Here is a 19,787-nt window from a genome sequence, read left to right as displayed (position 1 = left end):
TATTCAATAAGTAAATGCTATCAGCTATGTCAGTTATTTCCCTGAACATATGATCGGAGATAATAAAGCCTTTATTTTCCTTTTCCCGAATAAGCAATTTCTTGATTCTTTCAATCTGCATTGGACTGATATGGGTAAATGGTTCATCAAGCAGAGCAAATTGAGATTTTGATTTTATGATAACGTAAAGCTCAATAATGCGTTTTTCTCCCCCTGAAAATTCTGAAATCTTCATCATGGATTTTGAAATAAATTCAGGAAAATATTCTTCAAACTCATAAAATTTTAAACAAAAATCTCTGAAAATCCTTTCTAAAGTCAGGAATGAGGGAATAAAATTAAACTGTGGCAGATATACCAAAAGATCTGAACGTCCAATAAGTTCAAAAACAGTTTTTCCGTCAAACCGAACAGATCTGCTTTCTGCCTTTAATGTGCCGGAAATAATCTTCATCAAACAAGACTTTCCTTGTCCATTTCTACCTAAAAGACCAACAATCTTTCCTGTTTCAGATTTCAAATAGATATCAGAGAGAATCACCCTATCAGAAAAACTCAAACTAACACTATCAACTTCCAGTATATGTTTCATCTCAAATTATAAATACCAATAATTAAAGTCAGAAACAACACAAAATCAAATAAAAGGCTGCCAGACCATAAAGCAGTTTTGGATATACCAAGGTTCTGATAATAGAAATATTCATTTTTGCGGTAACTATTTATGAAGGTTATAATAAACCCCATCGAAATAAGCTTAAACCAGAAAATAATAACAAAAAAAGGCATTCCACTCATCCTAAAAATGCCTGCAGAAATTAAAGAAACTGTAATACTTGAGATACTATAAGTACTGTAAAAAGTAAATATTAGCCGAATTGATTTGATCATTAAATCTGCAGGCTAAATATCAACTATAAGTCCTGTCATGCGAACGTTGTTCATTCCATTCATTCGTTGGTGCGAAATACGTTTTGTCTGTAGATTTTAAATGCTGCTTTAAAACATCCTCATTCAATTCAATTCCTAAACCCGGAGAATTAAGCGGCAGAATTGCATAACCCTTTTCTATCATTTTCTTACCATCTGTAGTCTTTACCAGATCTTCCCACCAAGGGATATCTACAGAATGATGCTCCAATGCAAGGAAATTCTGCGTTGCAGCAGCACAGTGAACACTTGCCATAAAAGAGACCGGTGTGCCTGCCTGATGCATTGCCATTGCTACTCCGTATTCTTCGGCATAATCTCCTATCCTCTTGGTTTCAAGCAAGCCTCCTGAAGAAGCCAGATCAGGGTGAATGATATCTACTGCCCTGGCATGGATCAAAGGCTTGAAATCTTTCAGTAAGTAAATGTCTTCGCCGGTAGTTGTAGGCGTTTCCAACGCATCTGAAATTGTTTTCCACTGCTCAGTATAGGTCCATGGCACCATATCTTCAAACCAGGCTAACCTGTATTTTTCCATAGCCTTGCCTAAACGGATACTGTTATTCAGGTCAAAGTGACCATAATGGTCGGTAGAGATTGGCAGATCATAGCCAACCATATTTCGGATTGTTTCTACAATTTGTGATAATTCTTCCAAACCTTTATCTGTGATCTGAATTTGTGTAAAAGGATGTGCTGTGTTGCCATAAGACATCATATTTCGCTGATCCCCCCATTGTGCGAGATCACCTTTTGCATTTTCCCAGAATTTTGAATTCACAACTGTACCCGCTTTTCCTTTTAATTCACTGATTGAAATATCCATTTTCAACCAGGTATATCCCTGATCATTGATCCGGTAATTGATCAGTTTTTGCTGTTCTGCAGGACTTGCAGCCTCAGGTGTATCTGCGTAAAGCCTGACCCTATCACGATATCTTCCCCCTAATAATTGCCAGGCTGGGACTCCATAGGCCTTTCCGCAAAGATCCCATAAGGCCATTTCAACTGCACAAACGCCTCCCGCCTGACGTGCTGGTCCGCCAAATTGTTTAATGATCTTAAAAATCATCTCTACATTACAGGGATTTCTGCCCAGGATCCTGCTTTTTAGCATCAGGGCATAACGGGCATCTGCAGCATCCCTTACCTCCCCCAGACCATAAATCCCCTGATTTGTGTCAATGCGTATGATTGCTGTTCCTCCCATTACATTGGTGAGGCAATAGCGCATATCCGTAATCTTCAGATCTGAAGGATTTGATGACCTTTTTACATTTTGCGTTGTATGGGCTATGGTATCTTCAATTGACAAATTCATCAATCCTCCGAGGGCAATACCACCCAAGGCTGTTTTTTTAAGAAAATTCCTCCGGTTGGTGCCGGTCTCAGGATTATTGATTTCAGCCAGCCTTGAATCAGCATAGGCCTTTTCTTCTTCCTTATTTCTGGAAATCAAAGATTGTAAAGTGCTTTTCATATCGTTTATATTACAGATTAATAAAATATCAGTGTTTTTTACCCAAATAGGAATCGAGTTGTTCAGGAGTGTACATGGTCTTCCTTGGATATTTTGCAAGCCATGCTCTGAACTCATTTTTTATGACCTCAGTCCAGTCTCCATGAATCTCACCTGAAAGGTATTTTCCCTGTTTCAGCAATAGACGTTCAAACTCATCCCTTAGTCCGGTAAGTTCATTTGCCTTGACCAGGTCTTCAACAAGATGTGCAGGAATAAATACAACCCCATAATCATTCGCAAATACAATATCCCCGGGAAAAACAGTCACTTCACCAACACGGATCGGTGCATTGATCGAAGTTGGGGTCATGTCCCTGATAAATGAGGGGTCATGACCTTTAACCCATGCATTAAAGCCTTCAGTATCCCTAAGTTCCTGCATATCCCTGATCGATCCATTAAAAACCACTCCCTTGCCTGTTTTAGCATAAATCGAATTCCCAAGGCTGGATCCAATCAGGGTTCCATCCTTAACCTTAGCAAAACCATCTGCTACATAAACATCTCCCTTTGTTAAAATATCGATCGGCCATATATTATATCCGCCCCGCTGTGAACGTCCTTCCCTACGACCCTGTGCTTTAACCAGTGTGTCAAGATCTGGCCTTGAAGGCATAAACTGCGCAGTAACAACACGACCAACCATAGTTTGTCCTGTTTTTAGAACAGTCCAGTTTTTCTCCACCTGATTACGGTAGCCTTTACCCAACAGATAGCCCCATATCTGCTCCAGTGTATTGTATTGCAAACGCTCAAGCACCAACTCGGAAACCATTGGCCGGCCATCTGCCGAACGCTCGCCTTTCCACAAAGCAGTCATTTCCTTTACATATTCAGGACTGGAACCAATCCGTTGAGCACTTACAAAAACTGCATTCAGAAGAATCAGAAACAATAAAGTTAATTTCTTATACATAATTATATTTTCTTATTAGTTAAATTATTTTAATATTAAAATACTCCGGTTATAGCCTAATATGAATTTTGCTTATGCTATATCCTAAGTTAAAAAATATAAGGCTTAAAGTTTATGAGCTTAAAAATTTAAAAAAATTAAATTTGAAAATCTTTGGCACCATTATTTCATGAGGAGTATTGGCCATCAACAATGTGGTCAAAAGGAAATTATGAAAAATATACTAATCATGTTTGCATTTGCAGTGATAGTTACAGCTTGCAACAGTAACGCGAATGAGAATGCTAAAATAGATCAGGATTCGGTCAGAATGGTTAATCAGCTTGATAGCTTTAAAAGAGCTGCATCAGCCGATTCGGCTGCAACTGCATTAGCAATCGCAAAAGAAAGAGCAAATACTAAAAATCAGTATCAATCATCAGGTACTTCTTCAAAATCAGTGACTAACACAACAACTCAAACAGGCACAACGGCACAGAAAAAAGGCTGGAGTTCAGCTGCTAAGGGTGCAGTTATCGGTGGAGTTATTGGTGCTGGAACAGGAATTATCGTCGACAAAAAAGATGGCAGAGGTGCTGCAATTGGCGGGGTCGTTGGTGCTGGGACAGGTTATGTAATTGGCAGGGAGCAGGATAAAAAATCCGGAAGAGTGAATCAGTAATAATATCTACCTATGAAAGAAAATGCCCCTGATTAAATTTAATCAGGGGCATTTTTTTGTCTTGAGCCTTTGCCCATGATACCTAATACTCTTCAGTTGTTGGTTGATAGTTGTTGGTTGTTGGGAATTTATCGTAATTATTAAATGAATTATGTTTGATTAATATCTTTGGGCACAATTTTTAATTGAACCAAGCATAAGTCTTGATTCTTGGCTCTTGATACTTGATACTCAATACTAACTACTCACGACTTAAGCACCCGCTGTATCTCATCCAGCTTCATTAGAGCTTCAACCGGAGTCAGTGTATTTACTTCAAGGTTATTCAGCATATCCCTGATCTTAACCAGTACAGGATCATCAATAGAAAACATTTGTAGCTGGTATGCTTGCTTCTGAACTTTTTTAAGGCTGTCTTTGATATCCTCTCCACCTGTCCGCTCCTGCTCAAGCCGTTTCAATATTTCGTTTGCCCTGCTGACGAGTTTTGGAGGCATTCCGGCCATCTTAGCGACATGAATTCCAAAACTATGCTCGCTGCCTCCCGGTACAAGCTTGCGCAGGAAAATAACTCTGTTCCCTAACTCTTTAACAGACACATTGAAATTCTTTATTCTGCTGAATGAGTTGGTCAGTTCATTCAATTCATGATAATGTGTTGCGAATAGCGTTTTCGCCTTCGCCGTGGGATGATTATGAAGATACTCAGCAATCGACCAGGCAATTGATATTCCATCATAGGTACTGGTGCCCCTGCCAATCTCATCCATCAGAATAAGGCTCCTGGGAGATAAATTATTTAGAATGCTTGCTGTTTCATTCATTTCAACCATGAATGTTGACTCGCCTGTAGTAAGATTGTCTGAAGCCCCTACCCTGGTATAAATCTTATCCACGAGCCCTATCTGCGCCTCCTTTGCAGGAACAAAACAACCCATTTGTGCCATCAGTACGATCAAACCGGTTTGCCTCAGTAAAGCCGATTTTCCCGACATATTCGGCCCCGTAATAATTATGATCTGCTGAGTATCACTGTCAAGGAACACATCATTGGTAATGTATTCTTCGCCAGGAGGAAGGTTCTTTTCAATAACCGGATGTCTGCCCCCTTTAATATCGATCACACTGCTTTCATCGATCACAGGTCTGACATAATAATTCTTTATCGCCAGGCTGGCAAAATTAATTAATACATCCAACTGGGCAACTAACTGGGCATTTAATTGAATAGGTTTTATAAATTCGGATAATGCAAAGGTCAGTTCATTATAAAGACGGGTTTCCAGAACCTGAATTTTTTCTTCTGCACCAAGGATCTGCTCTTCGTATTCTTTTAACTCGGGAGTAATATAACGCTCGGCATTCACCAGGGTCTGTTTTCTGAGCCATTCAGCCGGAACTTTATCCTTATGGGTATGAGTTACCTCCAGATAATAACCGAAAACATTATTAAAAGCAACTTTAAGGGATGGAATTCCGGTAATTTCAGCTTCCCGCTTTTGTATTTCAATCAGGTATCCCTTTCCTCCGAATGCGATCTTTCTCAAACGGTCGAGTTCCTCATCAACCCCATCTGCTATAACAGATCCTTTTGCCAGCATAACCGGCGAATCGGGATTCAGCTCCCGCTCAATTTTATCTCTGATAAGAACACAGGGATTGAATTGCTCGGCGATCAGTTTTAACGGAAAATTTTCAGATTCCTGACAAAGCTCCTTGAGATTGGAAATAGCGTAAAGTGCCCTTTTCAACTGTAATACTTCCCGGGGGTTCGCCTTTTGAAGACCAATTTTAGAGATCAGTCTTTCAAGATCCCCTATTTGCTTCAATTCATGCAATAATTTTTCACGGAGTTCATCCTGCCCGACAAGAAATTCTACCACATCCAGACGCTCCTGAATCGGTTTTAGCTCCTTCAATGGCATGATGATCCATCGACGAAGTAAACGTGCTCCCATCGGGGAACAGGTCTTATCGAGCACATCTACAAGGCTGACTGCATTCTCATTTGCTGAACCTATCAGTTCAAGGTTCCGGATTGTAAAACGGTCCAGCCACATATAGCGGTCTTCTTCAATCCTTGAAACAGAGGAAATATGCTGAAGATTACGATGCTCAGTCTCATTCAGATAATGCAGCGCCACCCCTGCAGCAATGATAGCAAGCGGATATTTTTCAATTCCAAAACCTTTTAATGATTTGACATCGAAATGTTTGAGCAGAAATTCGGAAGCATAATCACCACTATATGCCCAGTCGTCGAGATGATAGGTATAAAACCGGTCGCCAAAAGTCTCTGTAAAATCGCGCTGCCTGCTTTTTTGAAAAATTACCTCACTCGGTTTAAAACTCTGCAGCAACTTGTCTATATAATCTGCATTACCCTGGGCAACCAGAAATTCACCAGTTGAGATATCTATAAATGCTATCCCAAATGAATTCTTTTCAAAATACAGCGAGGCCAGATAATTATTGGTGTTTTGCTGAATGATATTATCACTGTAAGACACACCTGGCGTGATCAGCTCTGTCACCCCCCTCTTAACAATGGTCTTCGTAGTTTTTGGATCTTCAAGCTGATCACAAATGGCCACTCTTTGACCTGCTCTGACTAATTTTGGCAAATAAGTTTCAAGAGAGTGATGTGGAAAACCAGCCAGCTCAGTATTCGTACCAGAACCATTTCCACGTTTGGTTAGCACAATTCCCAATATCCCGGATGCTTTGATCGCATCCTGCCCAAAAGTTTCATAAAAATCGCCCACACGAAACAATAATAATGCACCGGGGTATTTCGCCTTGATCGCATTGTACTGCAGCATTAAAGGTGTTTCCTTCTGTTCGTTCTTTTTAGACAAGTTCTTGCAATTAATCAGGCCATAAAGTTAATGGATTGCTTAAGTTTTAGAAGATTTGTGGAAAACTGTCTTAAGGTGGGAAAATCCGCAAACTGATTTTGTTAAATCCCTGTAATAAATAATCAATTTGGTAGTCAAATATTAGGTTTCTTATCAGCTTTCCAAACTATTATTTAATTTGTCGCGTGCTTTCATACCCCATTAATCTCTATAAAAAAGCCTATTCCGGACTTAGTAAAGAAAGCTGGTACCTTTCTTTTGTGATGCTGATTAACCGCAGCGGCACTATGGTAGTGCCTTTCCTCACCATTTATTGCACCCAGAAGTTAAATTTCAGCATTGTTGAGGCAGGATTGATCATGGCGATCTTCGGACTGGGATCAGTTTTTGGTGCATTTTTCGGTGGAAAGTATACAGATAAAATCGGCTTCTATTACCTTCAGATTGGAGCACTTCTGAGCGGTGGCCTGATGTTCTTTATGATCAGCTTTCTCGAAACATTCTGGAGCCTGGGAATAGGGACATTTATCCTGAGCATGTGTAATGAGAGCTTCAGACCTGCCAACGCAACAGCAATAGCCTATTACAGTACTGAGAAGACAAGAACAAGATCCAATTCATTAAACAGGCTCGCAGTCAATCTCGGCTGGTCATTTGGTGGAGCTCTGGGTGGCTTCTTTGCCTCTGTTGATTACCATTTGTTGTTTTATGTTGATGGATTCTCCAACATCCTCGCTGCAGTCTTTCTTATCAAATTATTACCGGCAGTAAAAAATTCAAAGTCTAAGGAAACTGAAACTCATCAAATTCAGGTTCAATCCCCTTATCAGGATAAACTTTATCTGGCATTTATCATTTTGACCATATTGTTTTCATCCTGTTTTTTTCAGTTGTTTACCCTTCAGCCGGTATTTTTCAAAACAGAATGGAAATTGACTGAGCAATTTATCGGGGGACTAATGGCTATGAACGGACTGATTATTGTTTTCACCGAAATGCTTCTGGTAAATAATCTTGAAGGTAAAAGGTCTCCATTGTATTTTACCGGCATAGGTGTAGTTATTGCGGCATTTAGTTATGCTATATTAATATTTTTCCCGGCTGCGGCCTGGCTTGCGGTCATTTCCATCATTATGGTAACACTGGGAGAAATGATTGCTATGCCATTCATGAATACCTTTTGGATGAGCCGTTCCAACGACAGAAACCGTGGTGAATATGCTGCCCTGTATACCATTGCATGGTCTGTAGCGCAAATTATAGGTCCGATTTACGGATCCTTTCTGATTGAATACGGTGGTTATAAATTGTTCTGGTACTTTATTTTCGGCATTTGCTTGTTAACTGCAGGTGGATATTTCTACCTCAATAATCTAAGCAGAAGAAGGGAACTTAAGAATATGATGAATATCGCTTCTTCCTAATGCAACGAAATTTTATAACTGGTTCTGCTTCTATAAACCTCGCCTGGTCTTAAAATGGTCGAAGGAAAATCCGGGATATTCACTGCATTGGTATGATGCTGGGTCTCAAAACACAGCCCACAATAAGCAGAATAGTTTGCTCCAGCCTTAGCCCCTGTATTATTTAAGTGCTTACCTGTATAAAATTGCACAGTAGGTTCATCAGTAAATACTTCAAGCTTTATTCCGCTACTTTCTGAGTAAGCCATTGCCGCCTTTCCCCATTCTCCATATTCTTTGTCAAGAATGAAAGACTGATCATAACCCTTTTCAGGATCCCAAACCCTGCTTATCTGTTTTGCACTTCTGAAATCGTATAAAGTATCCTGTACAGCCAATATTTCACCATTTGGCACCAGGTCACTATGCTGCCCCAAATAAAAAGAAGCAGGTATTTCTACGAAATGATCTTCAATTGTTCCAGAACCGTTCAGATTAAAATAACCATGATGGGTCAAATTAACCGGGGTAGCCTTGTCGGTACTGGCTTCCATTTGCATGAGCAGTTCATTGTTGTCCTTAAGCTCAAAAGATATCTGCACTCTTAAATTTCCCGGAAAACCTTCCTCTCCATCCTTACTAAGATAGCTGAAAACAAGCCGGGAATCAGGAACGCCCGAAATACTTTCAGGCTTCCATACTTTTCTGTCGAAACCTTCATAACCCCCATGAAGCTGATGTGGAGGGTGATTTGAACTAAGCGGGTAAAGTTCAGAATCCAGTTCAAAAACAGCATTACTGATCCTGTTGGCATATCTCCCGACAATTGCACCCAGATAAGAATTTGATTCAAGGTAAGACTGATCAATGTAATGCTCCATCTGATCGAAACCTAAGACAATATCTCTTGGTTTTCCTGAATTATCAGGTACGATAAATGATTGGATAATAGCTCCAAGATTGCTGATACTAACTTCAAGTCCATTGCTGTTTTTCAATGTAAAAAGATACACATCCTCATTCTGGTGTTGGAAAAGTACTGGAGACTGAACTAATAACATATCTTATTCTAAAATCAATAAAATGCAAGGGCATTCCAAATCATGAAATTAAGCCAAAATCTTTAATAATTTTGAAAAATAAAGCAGCTTCAATTCGAAGAGGCTATTTTTAGAAAATATGCAGAAATTAAAAACAGAAGAACTTGGGCGTGTAGGTATTGAGGACTTTAAAAAACAGGATAAATTGCCCATCACTGTAATATTGGACAATGTTCGCAGCATGCACAATATTGGTTCTATTTTTCGAACATCCGATGGATTTGCGATTGAAAAAATATACTTATGCGGTATTACCGCTCAGCCCCCGCATCGTGAAATAGAAAAAACAGCGCTTGGAGCGACCCAATCTATTGAATGGGCCTATTCAGAAGATATCAGCGAAATAATTCTGGAATTAAAAGCAGCACAGTATACGGTCATAGCCATTGAACAGGCACATAATAGTTTGATGCTCAATGATTTCCAACCTGAAACTTCAAAAAAGTATGCTCTGATCTTTGGGAATGAAGTAAATGGAGTCAGTGATGAAGCCATGAAGCTAATTGATACTTGTATAGAAATCCCCCAATTCGGAACCAAACATTCATTTAATATTGTAGTTTCAGCCGGGATAGTGTTATGGGATTTTTTTGCCAAACTAAAACTCAGGCCCTGATCCATGCCGATAAGCTCATTATCAAAAAAATTATTGATCAAAACAGGTAAGTCTGTCTTACTTATAAATAGTCCGGAGCATTATATCGGGCTTCTTGAGCCATTGCCCCAGAATGTCCGGATAAGTTATTCAGCAGGGAGTGATTATGATGTAATTCTGCTGTTTGTTTTGAACAATGCGGGACTCAGAAAAGAATTGAAGAACCTTCAGCCTTATTTTCAGGACGATACCATTATTTGGATTGCCTATCCTAAAAAGACTTCAGGAATAATAACAGATCTTGGAATGATGAGTTCATGGGATGAAACATCCGGATACGGCCTCCGTCCGGTAGCTTCTGTTGCAATTAATGAAACCTGGACAGCTCTTCGCTTCAGACCAAATGATCAGATTAAAAATTCTGATGTAAGTAATTCTTCTATACGCATGAATGAATTGAGCAAATATATTGATGTTGATAAACGTATAATTACCCTGCCCCCCGAGCTAAGTAATAAACTAAATCAGCAAGCTGCTGCCTTTTTTAAATCATTATCCTACACCAATAAAAAAGAATATATAACCTGGATATTGACTGCCAAACAGGATAAAACCAGAAATGAGCGGATCCTTAAAAGTGCAGAAAAACTTAGCTCAGGTAAGAAAAACCCTTCAGAGAAATAAGAATTTATCAGATATGGAAGTTCATAACTTACAAAACCGGGATATTGATACTTTGAATGAGCTTCAGCCGACCGACTGGGATGACATCAGACCCTATTTTTATTATTATACATCCTCAAACTTCTGCAATCCAATAAAGATCAGTGATGGAAGTAAAACTGTCGCTGTCGGAACTATAATAAAACATCTGGACACGGCCTGGCTGGCGCATTTAATCGTTCATACTGAATACAGGAATCAGGGTCTGGGTAAAATGCTTACAAACGCACTTGTAGAACGTGCAGATCCGAAGATCTTTAAAACGATCTATCTTGATGCAACAGATATGGGATACCCGGTCTATAAAAAAGTAGGATTTGAAATTGAAATGGACTACATGCATCTCGGTGGTAATCTGCTCAATCTAAATCTGAAAAACCCCGACAGCGTTATTCCCTATGAAGAAAAGTACAGAACCGAAGTAATGGCACTGGACAAAATCACCTCTGGTGAAAACAGAGAACTTATCTTCAGGGATCATCTTAAATCGTCGCTTCTTTACATCTCAGATGGAAAAGTCAGAGGTGCCTACTTTCCGGGCTTTTTCGACCGCTATATTATGGCCGATCTGCCAGAAGCAGGAACCGAACTTATGAAATTGCGTATGAGGGTAAAGAATACCACGAAGCTTCCAATTAAAAACCAGCCTGGAATCGATTTTCTACTGAATAATAATTATAAGGAAGTCAGAAGGTCCAAAAGAATGATCCTCGGTGCAAAACGTGAATGGAAAGCAGAGAACAACTTCAACAGGATTAGTGGAGGACTGGGTTAGTAATTGAGAGTGGAGAATTGAGAGTCCAGAATTGACACCTGATAACAATCGGGTTGATAATTGAAAATGAAAATAGGGAATTAGAAACGTGCATTCCCTATTCCCTATTCCCTATTTCCTATTCCCTATTCCCTCTCTACGAAATCACATATTCATTGACTCTATCCTTACTTGGCAGTGTAGTAGCTCCCATTAAGAACTCATCGACTTTTCTTGCTGCCTCACGACCTTCAGAAATTGCCCAAACTACCAGTGATTGTCCTCTTCTCATATCACCTGCAGCAAAAACTTTTGCAACACTGGTCTGGTAATTTCTTTCATCAGCCTTTACATTTCCCCTTCCATCAATCTCAATACCGGCATTTTCTATTAGTCCCGGATACTGAGGATGCAGGAATCCCATAGCTAAAAGTATCAGCTGACAAGGAATTTCACGCTCAGAGCCGCTTATTTCATTGAATTTTACCGGACGACCCATTGCATCAAGCTCCCAGCTCACATCAGATACCAGAATAGCCCTGAGCTCTCCATTCTCATTACCTAGGAAAGATTTGGTATTGATACCCCAGAATCGCTCACAACCTTCTTCATGTGAGCTGGTTGTTTTCAGAAGCATAGGATAAGTAGGCCATGGCATATTCTCTGTACGCTCTGCAGGAGGCTGAACCATTAACTCAAACTGTTTTACAGTATTGGCATGCTGTCTGTTAGAAGTACCAACGCAGTCAGAGCCGGTATCTCCACCACCAATCACCACCACATCTTTGCCTGTTGCAAGAATACGCTCACCTTTGAACGAAATATTACCAACGGTCTTATTTTGTTGTTTCAGAAAATCCATCGCAAAATGGATACCCTTTAAATCACGGCCGGGAATGTTAAGGTTACGAGGAATTGTTGAGCCACCAGCTGCAACTACTGCATCATGCTGATCAATAAAGGCCTTCATATCTCCATCCTTTCCAACCTCTACATTACAAACGAATTTCACGCCTTCCTGCTCCATGATCTCGAGACGACGGTCAATAACCGACTTTTCAAGTTTGAAATCAGGTATTCCATAGCGTAAGAGACCTCCCGGGCGATCATCGCGTTCATATACCGTTACATTATGACCTGCTTTGTTCAACTGAGCCGCAGCAGCTAAACCTGCAGGGCCCGAGCCAATTACAGCAACATTCTTACCGGTACGTAAAATTGGTGTACTGGGCTTCACATATCCCTTAGAATAGGCGATCTCGATAATATGCCTTTCAATCTCTTCAATAGCAACCGGGGGTTTATTTATACCCAAAACACAGGCTGCTTCGCAGGGTGCCGGACAAATACGTCCGGTGAACTCAGGAAAATTATTCGTAGAATTAAGGATCAGGTAAGCTTCTTCCCATTTACCCTGATAAACCGCATCATTAAATTCAGGAATAACATTCCCGAGCGGACAACCTGAATGACAAAACGGAACCCCGCAATTCATACATCTGGCTGCCTGTTCATTCAGCTTCTCAGGCGGATATTCCTGAACGAATTCATTATAATTTTCTACCCTTTCTGCAGGGGCAATTTTCTTAGGAAGCTCCCTGTCGTACTCTTTAAATCCTGTTACTTTTCCCATTATCCTGCTGATTGCTGTAATTCTTTTTGTAATAAAACCTTTTTGTACTCCTTCGGAAATACTTTGATGAATGATGAAGATTGCTGCGCCCAGTCATCAAGAATATATTTCGCTACCTGACTTTGAGTAAGCTGAACATGTTTGTTAAGCAGGCTGAGGATTTCTTCTTCATCCTTAGGCGATAACGGATCAAGATCAACCATTTCTGTATTGCAATTTTCTACAAAAGAGTTATCCGAATCATAAACCCATGCTATTCCTCCGCTCATACCCGCAGCGAAATTCCGGCCTGTTTTGCCTAAGATTAAAGCTCTTCCTCCGGTCATGTATTCACAACCATGATCACCCACACCTTCCACAACAGCAATGGCTCCTGAATTTCTTACAGCAAACCGCTCTCCTGCCTGACCTCTCACAAACAGATCACCTGATGTTGCACCATAAAGTGCAACGTTCCCAATGATGATATTCTCCTGCGACAAAACTTTACTTTTCTTCGAAGGATAAATAACCAATTGAGCTCCTGAAAGACCTTTTCCGACATAATCGTTCGCTTCACCACAAAGTTCAAAGGAAATACCCTTGGTACAGAAAGCACCGAAACTTTGTCCGGCAGAACCTGTAAAGGTGTAATTTATTGTATTCTGCGGAAGTCCGGCAGACTGATACTTCTTTGTGATCTCATTCGAAAGAATCGTACCCGTTGTCCGGTCTGTATTTTTGATATTAAAAAAAGCAAATACCGGTTCTTTTGATTCAATGGCGTTTGCCGCCTTTTTAACCAATTCCCAATCAAGTACGTTTTCCAGATTATGATCCTGCTTTTCACTGTTATACAGGGTCATACCTGAAGGATTATCCATCGGATATAAAATACCTGAAAGATCAATATTCTTCACTTTCCAGTGATCCACATCATCACGCATTTTTAGGAACTGAACCCTGCCTACCATATCATTGATAGTTCTGAATCCCAGTTCTGCCATGATCTCACGTAATTCCTCTGCGATAAATCTGAACAGGTTCACAATATGCTCAGGCTTACCTGAAAACAGCTTTCTCAGTTCAGGATCCTGGGTTGCAACACCCACCGGACAGGTATTCAGATGACATTTACGCATCATGATACAACCACCAGCAACCAATGCAGCAGTTGCAACACCCCATTCCTCAGCTCCCAGAAGCGTTGCAATGGCAATGTCTTTACCTGTTTTTAACTGACCGTCAGTCTGAAGCACTACCCTGCTTCTTAATTTATTTTTAACCAGGGTTTGCTGAGCCTCAGCCAGTCCGAGTTCCCATGGCAATCCCGCATGTTTTATTGAGGTAAGAGGTGATGCTCCGGTTCCACCATCATGTCCTGCAATAAGGATCACGTCTGCATGGGCTTTCGCAACACCGGCAGCAATGGTACCAACTCCCGCCTTTGAAACCAGCTTAACACTGATACGGGCGGCCCGGTTTGCATTCTTTAGATCGAAAATCAGCTGTGCCAAATCCTCTATCGAATAAATATCATGATGAGGTGGAGGCGAAATCAATCCTACCCCCGGCGTAGCATGCCTCACTTTTGCAATCCATTCATCTACTTTATCACCTGGCAATTGTCCACCTTCACCCGGTTTCGCACCCTGTGCCATTTTGATCTGTAATTCATCAGCATTGGTCAGGTAATTGGCTGTAACTCCAAACCTTCCTGACGCAATCTGCTTAATCGCAGAGCGCATAGAACCTCCATCTGCTAATGGTATATACCTTAATTCATCCTCACCACCTTCACCGGTATTACTCTTAGCACCAATCCTGTTCATTGCAATCGCAAGAGTGCTGTGGGCCTCATGAGAAATAGAGCCGAATGACATCGCACCGGTTGCAAAACGCTTCAAAATGACCTCCACAGGCTCAACTTCACTCAAAGGCACCGGCTGACGGTGATGAGCAAAATCAAGAAGTCCGCGGATAGTGTATAAAGTGTCCGTCTGTTTATTAATATGGGATGCATATTTCTTATAAACATCGTAATTATTGGTCCGGGTAGCATGCTGCAGCAAGTGTACAGTCTCCGGATTGAACAGATGTGCTTCACCCTTTCTCTTCCACTGGTAAACACCACCTTCTGGCAATAATTTTGTTTCTATCCCACGGCGCTTAAATCCTAAGAAATGCTTGCGCAAAGCTTCTTCAGCGATATCATCCAATCCCATTCCTCCGATACGGGATACCGAACCGGTGAAGTAATTATCGATCACATCCTTATTTAAACCTACAATCTCAAAGATCTGGGCACCATGGTAAGATTGCAGAGTAGATATACCCATTTTAGAGAATATCTTCAGCAAACCATCGTTAACAGATTTAATATAATTTTTATATAAATACTTAATATCCAATGAAGTATCTATTCTTTCATCCGTTTTTAGTTTATGTATTGTAGCCAGAGCGAGGTATGGATTAACCGCTGTAGCACCAAACGCTATGAGACATGCAAAATGATGAACTTCCCATACATCCCCTGCCTCAAGCATAATACCTACCGCACCGCGAAGACCTTTCTTGATCAGGTGATGGTGAACAGCTGATACTGCAAGCAAAGATGGAATTGGAGCGTGTTCAGAATCAATTGCACGGTCTGACAGGATCAGAACCTCAAATCCGTCATGAACAGCATCTTCGGCATATCTACAAAGGCGCTCAAGTCCGCGCTGCAATGAACCCTGCTGACCATCAGCTTTGAAATAAGTTTGAAGTGTCTTGGCCTGAAAAGAACCGGTATCTATACTTCTGATCTTCTCCAGTTCAGTATTACTCAATACCGGATGAGGCAATGCCACACAATGACAATGCATTTCATCCTCATCAAGAATATTACCATTATTACCCATAAATCCGGCAAGACTCATCACCAGGCGCTCCCGGATCGGATCGATCGGCGGATTGGTAACCTGTGCAAACAACTGTTTAAAATAATTAGACAGATGCTGCGGACGATCAGAAAATACTGCTAATGGCGTATCTGTACCCATTGATCCTACTGCTTCTTTGCCGGTTAAGGCCATTGGCTTGATCAGAGTATCTATATCTTCACGGGAATAACCAAATACCTGCTGGTATTTGAAAGTTGATTCATTTGACAGTTGTGTAAAGGCAACCCTTGGCTCTGCAAGGTCTTCAAGCCTGATTTTATAGTTTTCTAACCATGTACCATAAGGTTGCTGGGTAGTAATAGCCTTTTTGATTTCTTCATCTTCAATGATGGTGCCTTTTATGGTATCAACCACCAGCATTTTTCCGGGTTGTAAACGTCCCTTCTTGATCACTTTTGATTCATCAACAGGTAAAACCCCTGCTTCTGATGCGACAATAATCTGATTATCGTCTGTAATCACAAAACGCTGCGGACGAAGGCCATTTCTGTCGAGAGTAGCTCCGATCATATGTCCATCGGTAAAGGCAATAGCTGCCGGTCCGTCCCATGGTTCGATCAGGGTAGCATGATATTCGTAAAATGCCTTTGTTGCAGGATCCATCTGCTCATTTCCATCCCAGGCTTCAGGGATTAGCATCATCATTACATGTGGTAAAGAACGACCACAATGGAATAACAGCTCAACAACATTATCAAGACATGCAGAATCGGATTGATTATTATCAATTACCGGCAACAGCATATCCATTTCATCCTTACTGAAAAAAGGTGATGCAAATGAACGGATACCCGAGTAAAACCAGTTCAGGTTTCCTTTTAAAGTATTTATCTCACCATTATGCGCGATAAACCTGAAAGGTTGTGCCAGGCGCCATGATGGAAATGTATTGGTTGAAAAACGTGAATGAATCATCCCAAATGCAGAACTCAGCAAGCTATTATTCAGATCAGGGAAATAAATCCTAACCTGGCTGCTGGTAAACTCACCCTTGTACATGATAACATTCTGAGACAGCGATACAACATAAAACTGCTGCTCGGCTCCTGTCACAGTTTCTCTGACAAGTTTGGTAGCATAGTTCTTCAGAACATATAGTTTTCTTTCAAAATCCTCAGATGTATGCAATGATGCAGGTTTAGCAATGAATACCTGCTCAATATCGGGCTCTGATGAAAATGCAGCTTCCCCAATTATTCCGCTGTTGATTGGAACTTTACGATAACCTAATATTTTAAGTCCAAGCTTATCTGCAGCTTTCCCGATCGCTCTGCGGCACTCTTCCTTAATCGTGGCTTTCTTTGGAAAGAAAAGCATCCCTACACCATAACTACCAGCCTTTTCGAGACTAATATTGAGTTTCAGAGCTTCCTGTTTAAAAAATTCATGTGGGATTTGAATTAAAATCCCTGCACCATCACCCGAATCCGGATCACAACCGCAAGCACCACGGTGTTCCATGTTCTCTAAAATAGTAAGGGCATCACTAACAATTTTGTGAGATTTCTTTCCCTTAATATTTGCAATAAAACCAACTCCACAGGCATCGTGTTCCATAGAAGGATCATATAAACCCTGTGTTTGGTTGTCAGTATTTGTCATCTATTGAATTAAATTTATTAAGCCGCCTAAATTAATTAAAATACGCCGTTTTTACTTGATTTACAACTATTTTTATGATTAAATTAAAAAATCCTATTATCTCAATTGTAAATTGCAATATTAATAATTTTTTTGCTATTCTATTAACACTTTCGCATTTCACAATTCTATTGTTGTCCTATGGCCTGAATTTGCATTTTTTTTCTACTTTTGTGCCGGGCAAGTCTTTTACGACCAGCTCCCTTTGAACTCCCCCAGGGTGGGAACGCAGCAAGGGTAGAAGGTTGTAGCGGTGCGATAAAAGGTGCTTGCCCATTTTTTTTTCTTAATTGAGATAATTAGCAAATGAGCTAATTAGCAAATTGCTTCCACCCATGAGCAGGCTTAAAGCTGATGAAAACCCAATCGTTTTAAAGACATTTGCTTTCGCTGTCAGTGCTGCCAAATATTGTCAGATTCTTCAAACAAATAAAAATTTTCCGCTGGCAAATCAACTTTTCAAGAGCTCCACATCTATAGGTGCAAATGTAAGAGAAGCTCAAAATGCTGAAAGCAAAGCTGATTTTATTCATAAATTCAAAATTGCGGTCAAGGAAGTAGACGAAACCGAGTATTGGCTTGCCTTATGTAAAGAATTATATGGCCATGAGGAACTTACCAGCTTGAACAAACAGTTAACTGAAATACAAAAAATCATAAATAAAATAATTTCCACGAGCAAGAAGGCATAATTTGCTAATTTGCTAATTCACTAATTTGCTAATTAAATTAACATGAAATTCTTCATCGACACCGCAAATCTCGCCCAGATCAAAGAAGCACAGGCATTGGGAATATTAGACGGAGTAACCACAAACCCAAGCCTGATGGCCAAAGAAGGCATTACAGGCGATCAAAATGTAATTAACCACTACAAAGCCATCTGTGCACTTGTTGATGGAGATGTCAGTGCTGAGGTAATTGCTACTGATTTTGAAAATATGGTGAAAGAAGGTGAAATTCTTGCCGCACTCGATCCAAAGATTGTTGTTAAAGTACCGATGATCGCAGAAGGAATCAAAGCGATTAAATACTTCAGTTCGAAAGGTATTAAAACAAATTGTACACTGGTATTTTCATCAGGACAGGCACTTCTGGCAGCAAAAGTTGGAGCAACCTACGTCTCCCCTTTCATTGGTCGCCTGGATGATGTTTCAACAGATGGATTAACCCTGATAGAAGATATCAGATTGATCTATGATAACTATGGATTTGAAACCCAGATTCTGGCCGCTTCAGTCCGTCACCCAATGCACATTATCAATTGCGCTAAAATTGGTGCTGATGTAATCACAGGACCACTGGCAGCGATGATTGCCTTATCAAAACATCCTTTAACTGATAGCGGACTAGCAACATTTCTTGCTGATCATGCGAAAGCTGCAGGGAAGTAAGCTGAAAGCCTAAAGCTGAAAGGGAAAAGCATGGAGTGTAAAACTCTGTGCTTTTTGTGATTTCAGGCCTATCCTTAAAATTATTGAATGCATTAATAAAAATGGAACTGGACAATAAATACGATATTCTGATCATTGGCGGGGGGCCTATAGGTCTTGCCTGTGGAATTGAGGCAAAAAAAGCCGGGCTATCCTACATCATTCTTGAAAAAGGCTGCCTGGTTAATTCGCTATACAATTATCCGGCGAATATGACCTTCTTTTCCACTTCCGATAAACTTGAAATCGGTGGTATCCCCTTTGTCAGCAATAACATAAAGCCAACCCGTTCTGAGGCCCTGGAATACTACCGTAGGGTGACTGAGCATTTCGAACTTAATCTCAGGCTCTTTGAAGAGGTAAAATCTGTCAGAAAAGAAGGCATTAGTTATCGTATTGAAAGCAGTAAATCCCTATACGAAGCTGCTAACATCATTATCTCCACAGGATTTTATGATATTCCCAATCTGCTGAATATACCCGGAGAAGATCTTCCTAAAGTTAAACACTATTATAAAGACCCTCATTTTTATGCCAGACAGCATGTACTTGTGGTTGGTGCAAATAACTCATCTGTAGATGCTGCGCTTGAAACCTATCGTAAAGGCGCTCAGGTAAGCATGGTGATCCGGGAACCGGAAATTGGTGAAAGGGTAAAATACTGGGTCAGACCTGACATCGTAAACCGGATAAA

At 40.5% G+C, this 19,787-nt stretch carries 15 protein-coding genes and 1 other RNA gene; 9 read left to right on the top strand and 7 right to left on the bottom strand.

What is annotated here, in order from left to right; translation table 11 throughout:
- The 3 genes from VGE44_RS01145 to VGE44_RS01135 form a co-directional block, all read right to left on the bottom strand.
- Positions 1 to 592, bottom strand: a 592-nt coding sequence (locus VGE44_RS01145) for an ATP-binding cassette domain-containing protein (RefSeq protein ID WP_331075930.1), incomplete at its 3' end; no start/stop codon positions are given.
- Positions 593 to 910: 318 nt separating this feature from the next.
- Positions 911 to 2,410 (bottom strand): mandelate racemase/muconate lactonizing enzyme family protein, encoded by a 1,500-nt coding sequence (locus tag VGE44_RS01140; protein WP_331075929.1) that lies wholly within the window; start codon positions 2,408 to 2,410, stop codon positions 911 to 913.
- 28 nt (positions 2,411 to 2,438) lie between these two features.
- Positions 2,439 to 3,368: an RraA family protein gene (locus tag VGE44_RS01135; protein ID WP_331075928.1), complete on the bottom strand. Its 930-nt coding sequence runs from the start codon at positions 3,366 to 3,368 to the stop codon at positions 2,439 to 2,441.
- A 211-nt stretch (positions 3,369 to 3,579) separates the two neighbouring features.
- Here VGE44_RS01135 and VGE44_RS01130 point away from each other — a divergent pair, with 211 nt between their 5' ends.
- On the top strand, positions 3,580 to 4,029 hold the full coding sequence (locus VGE44_RS01130) for a YMGG-like glycine zipper-containing protein (RefSeq protein ID WP_331075927.1): 450 nt from the start codon (positions 3,580 to 3,582) through the stop codon (positions 4,027 to 4,029).
- A gap of 245 nt (positions 4,030 to 4,274) precedes the next feature.
- Here the strand turns inward: VGE44_RS01130 and mutS are convergent, their stop codons facing one another.
- Positions 4,275 to 6,851, bottom strand: coding sequence for a DNA mismatch repair protein MutS (gene mutS / locus VGE44_RS01125; RefSeq protein WP_331075931.1), 2,577 nt, complete (start codon positions 6,849 to 6,851; stop codon positions 4,275 to 4,277).
- Positions 6,852 to 7,072: 221 nt separating this feature from the next.
- Here mutS and VGE44_RS01120 point away from each other — a divergent pair, with 221 nt between their 5' ends.
- Complete coding sequence (locus VGE44_RS01120; protein WP_331075926.1) at positions 7,073 to 8,311, top strand: MFS transporter; 1,239 nt, start codon at positions 7,073 to 7,075, stop codon at positions 8,309 to 8,311.
- On the opposite strand, the gene VGE44_RS01115 is transcribed toward VGE44_RS01120, so the two are convergent.
- Entirely contained in the window at positions 8,308 to 9,351 is a 1,044-nt protein-coding gene (locus VGE44_RS01115) for an aldose epimerase family protein (RefSeq protein ID WP_331075925.1), read from the bottom strand. The genes VGE44_RS01120 and VGE44_RS01115 overlap by 4 nt on opposite strands.
- 118 nt (positions 9,352 to 9,469) lie before the next feature.
- On the opposite strand from VGE44_RS01115, the gene VGE44_RS01110 reads away from it, so the two are divergent.
- The 3 genes from VGE44_RS01110 to VGE44_RS01100 are packed head-to-tail and all read left to right on the top strand — an operon-like array spanning position 9,470 to position 11,483.
- Positions 9,470 to 10,006 carry an RNA methyltransferase gene (locus VGE44_RS01110; protein WP_331075924.1) on the top strand — a complete coding sequence of 179 codons (537 nt, stop codon included), beginning with the start codon at positions 9,470 to 9,472 and terminating at the stop codon, positions 10,004 to 10,006.
- Between the two features lie 3 nt (positions 10,007 to 10,009).
- Entirely contained in the window at positions 10,010 to 10,669 is a 660-nt protein-coding gene (locus VGE44_RS01105; protein ID WP_331075923.1) for a YdeI/OmpD-associated family protein, read from the top strand.
- Entirely contained in the window at positions 10,605 to 11,483 is an 879-nt protein-coding gene (locus tag VGE44_RS01100; RefSeq protein ID WP_331075922.1) for a GNAT family N-acetyltransferase, read from the top strand. The genes VGE44_RS01105 and VGE44_RS01100 overlap by 65 nt, the downstream gene beginning before the upstream one ends.
- A 136-nt stretch (positions 11,484 to 11,619) precedes the next feature.
- Here VGE44_RS01100 and VGE44_RS01095 read toward each other — a convergent pair whose 3' ends face one another.
- Together VGE44_RS01095 and gltB are read right to left on the bottom strand one after the other, a co-directional pair.
- Positions 11,620 to 13,095, bottom strand: a complete 1,476-nt coding sequence (locus tag VGE44_RS01095) for a glutamate synthase subunit beta (protein WP_331075921.1) — start codon at positions 13,093 to 13,095, stop codon at positions 11,620 to 11,622.
- The gene (gene gltB, locus VGE44_RS01090; protein WP_331075920.1) at positions 13,095 to 17,621 is read right to left on the bottom strand and encodes a glutamate synthase large subunit; all 4,527 of its coding nucleotides are present in this window, start codon (positions 17,619 to 17,621) and stop codon (positions 13,095 to 13,097) included. Before gltB ends, VGE44_RS01095 begins: the two co-directional genes overlap by 1 nt.
- Positions 17,622 to 17,838: 217 nt before the next feature.
- On the opposite strand from gltB, the gene ffs reads away from it, so the two are divergent.
- The 4 genes from ffs to VGE44_RS01070 form a co-directional block, all read left to right on the top strand.
- Positions 17,839 to 17,938, top strand: an RNA gene (ffs, locus tag VGE44_RS01085) — signal recognition particle sRNA small type.
- Between the two features lie 57 nt (positions 17,939 to 17,995).
- Entirely contained in the window at positions 17,996 to 18,352 is a 357-nt protein-coding gene (locus VGE44_RS01080; protein WP_331075919.1) for a four helix bundle protein, read from the top strand.
- Between the two features lie 42 nt (positions 18,353 to 18,394).
- Positions 18,395 to 19,054 carry a fructose-6-phosphate aldolase gene (fsa, locus tag VGE44_RS01075; protein ID WP_331075918.1) on the top strand — a complete coding sequence of 220 codons (660 nt, stop codon included), beginning with the start codon at positions 18,395 to 18,397 and terminating at the stop codon, positions 19,052 to 19,054.
- A 101-nt stretch (positions 19,055 to 19,155) separates the two neighbouring features.
- A partial coding sequence (locus VGE44_RS01070) for an NAD(P)-binding domain-containing protein (RefSeq protein WP_331075917.1) occupies positions 19,156 to 19,787 on the top strand: 632 nt, incomplete at its 3' end.

This window comes from Daejeonella sp. (assembly GCF_036405355.1).
Lineage (GTDB): Bacteria > Bacteroidota > Bacteroidia > Sphingobacteriales > Sphingobacteriaceae > Daejeonella.
The sequence above is the reverse complement of the archived record's forward strand: the minus strand, read 5'-3'. Positions and strand labels throughout refer to the sequence as shown.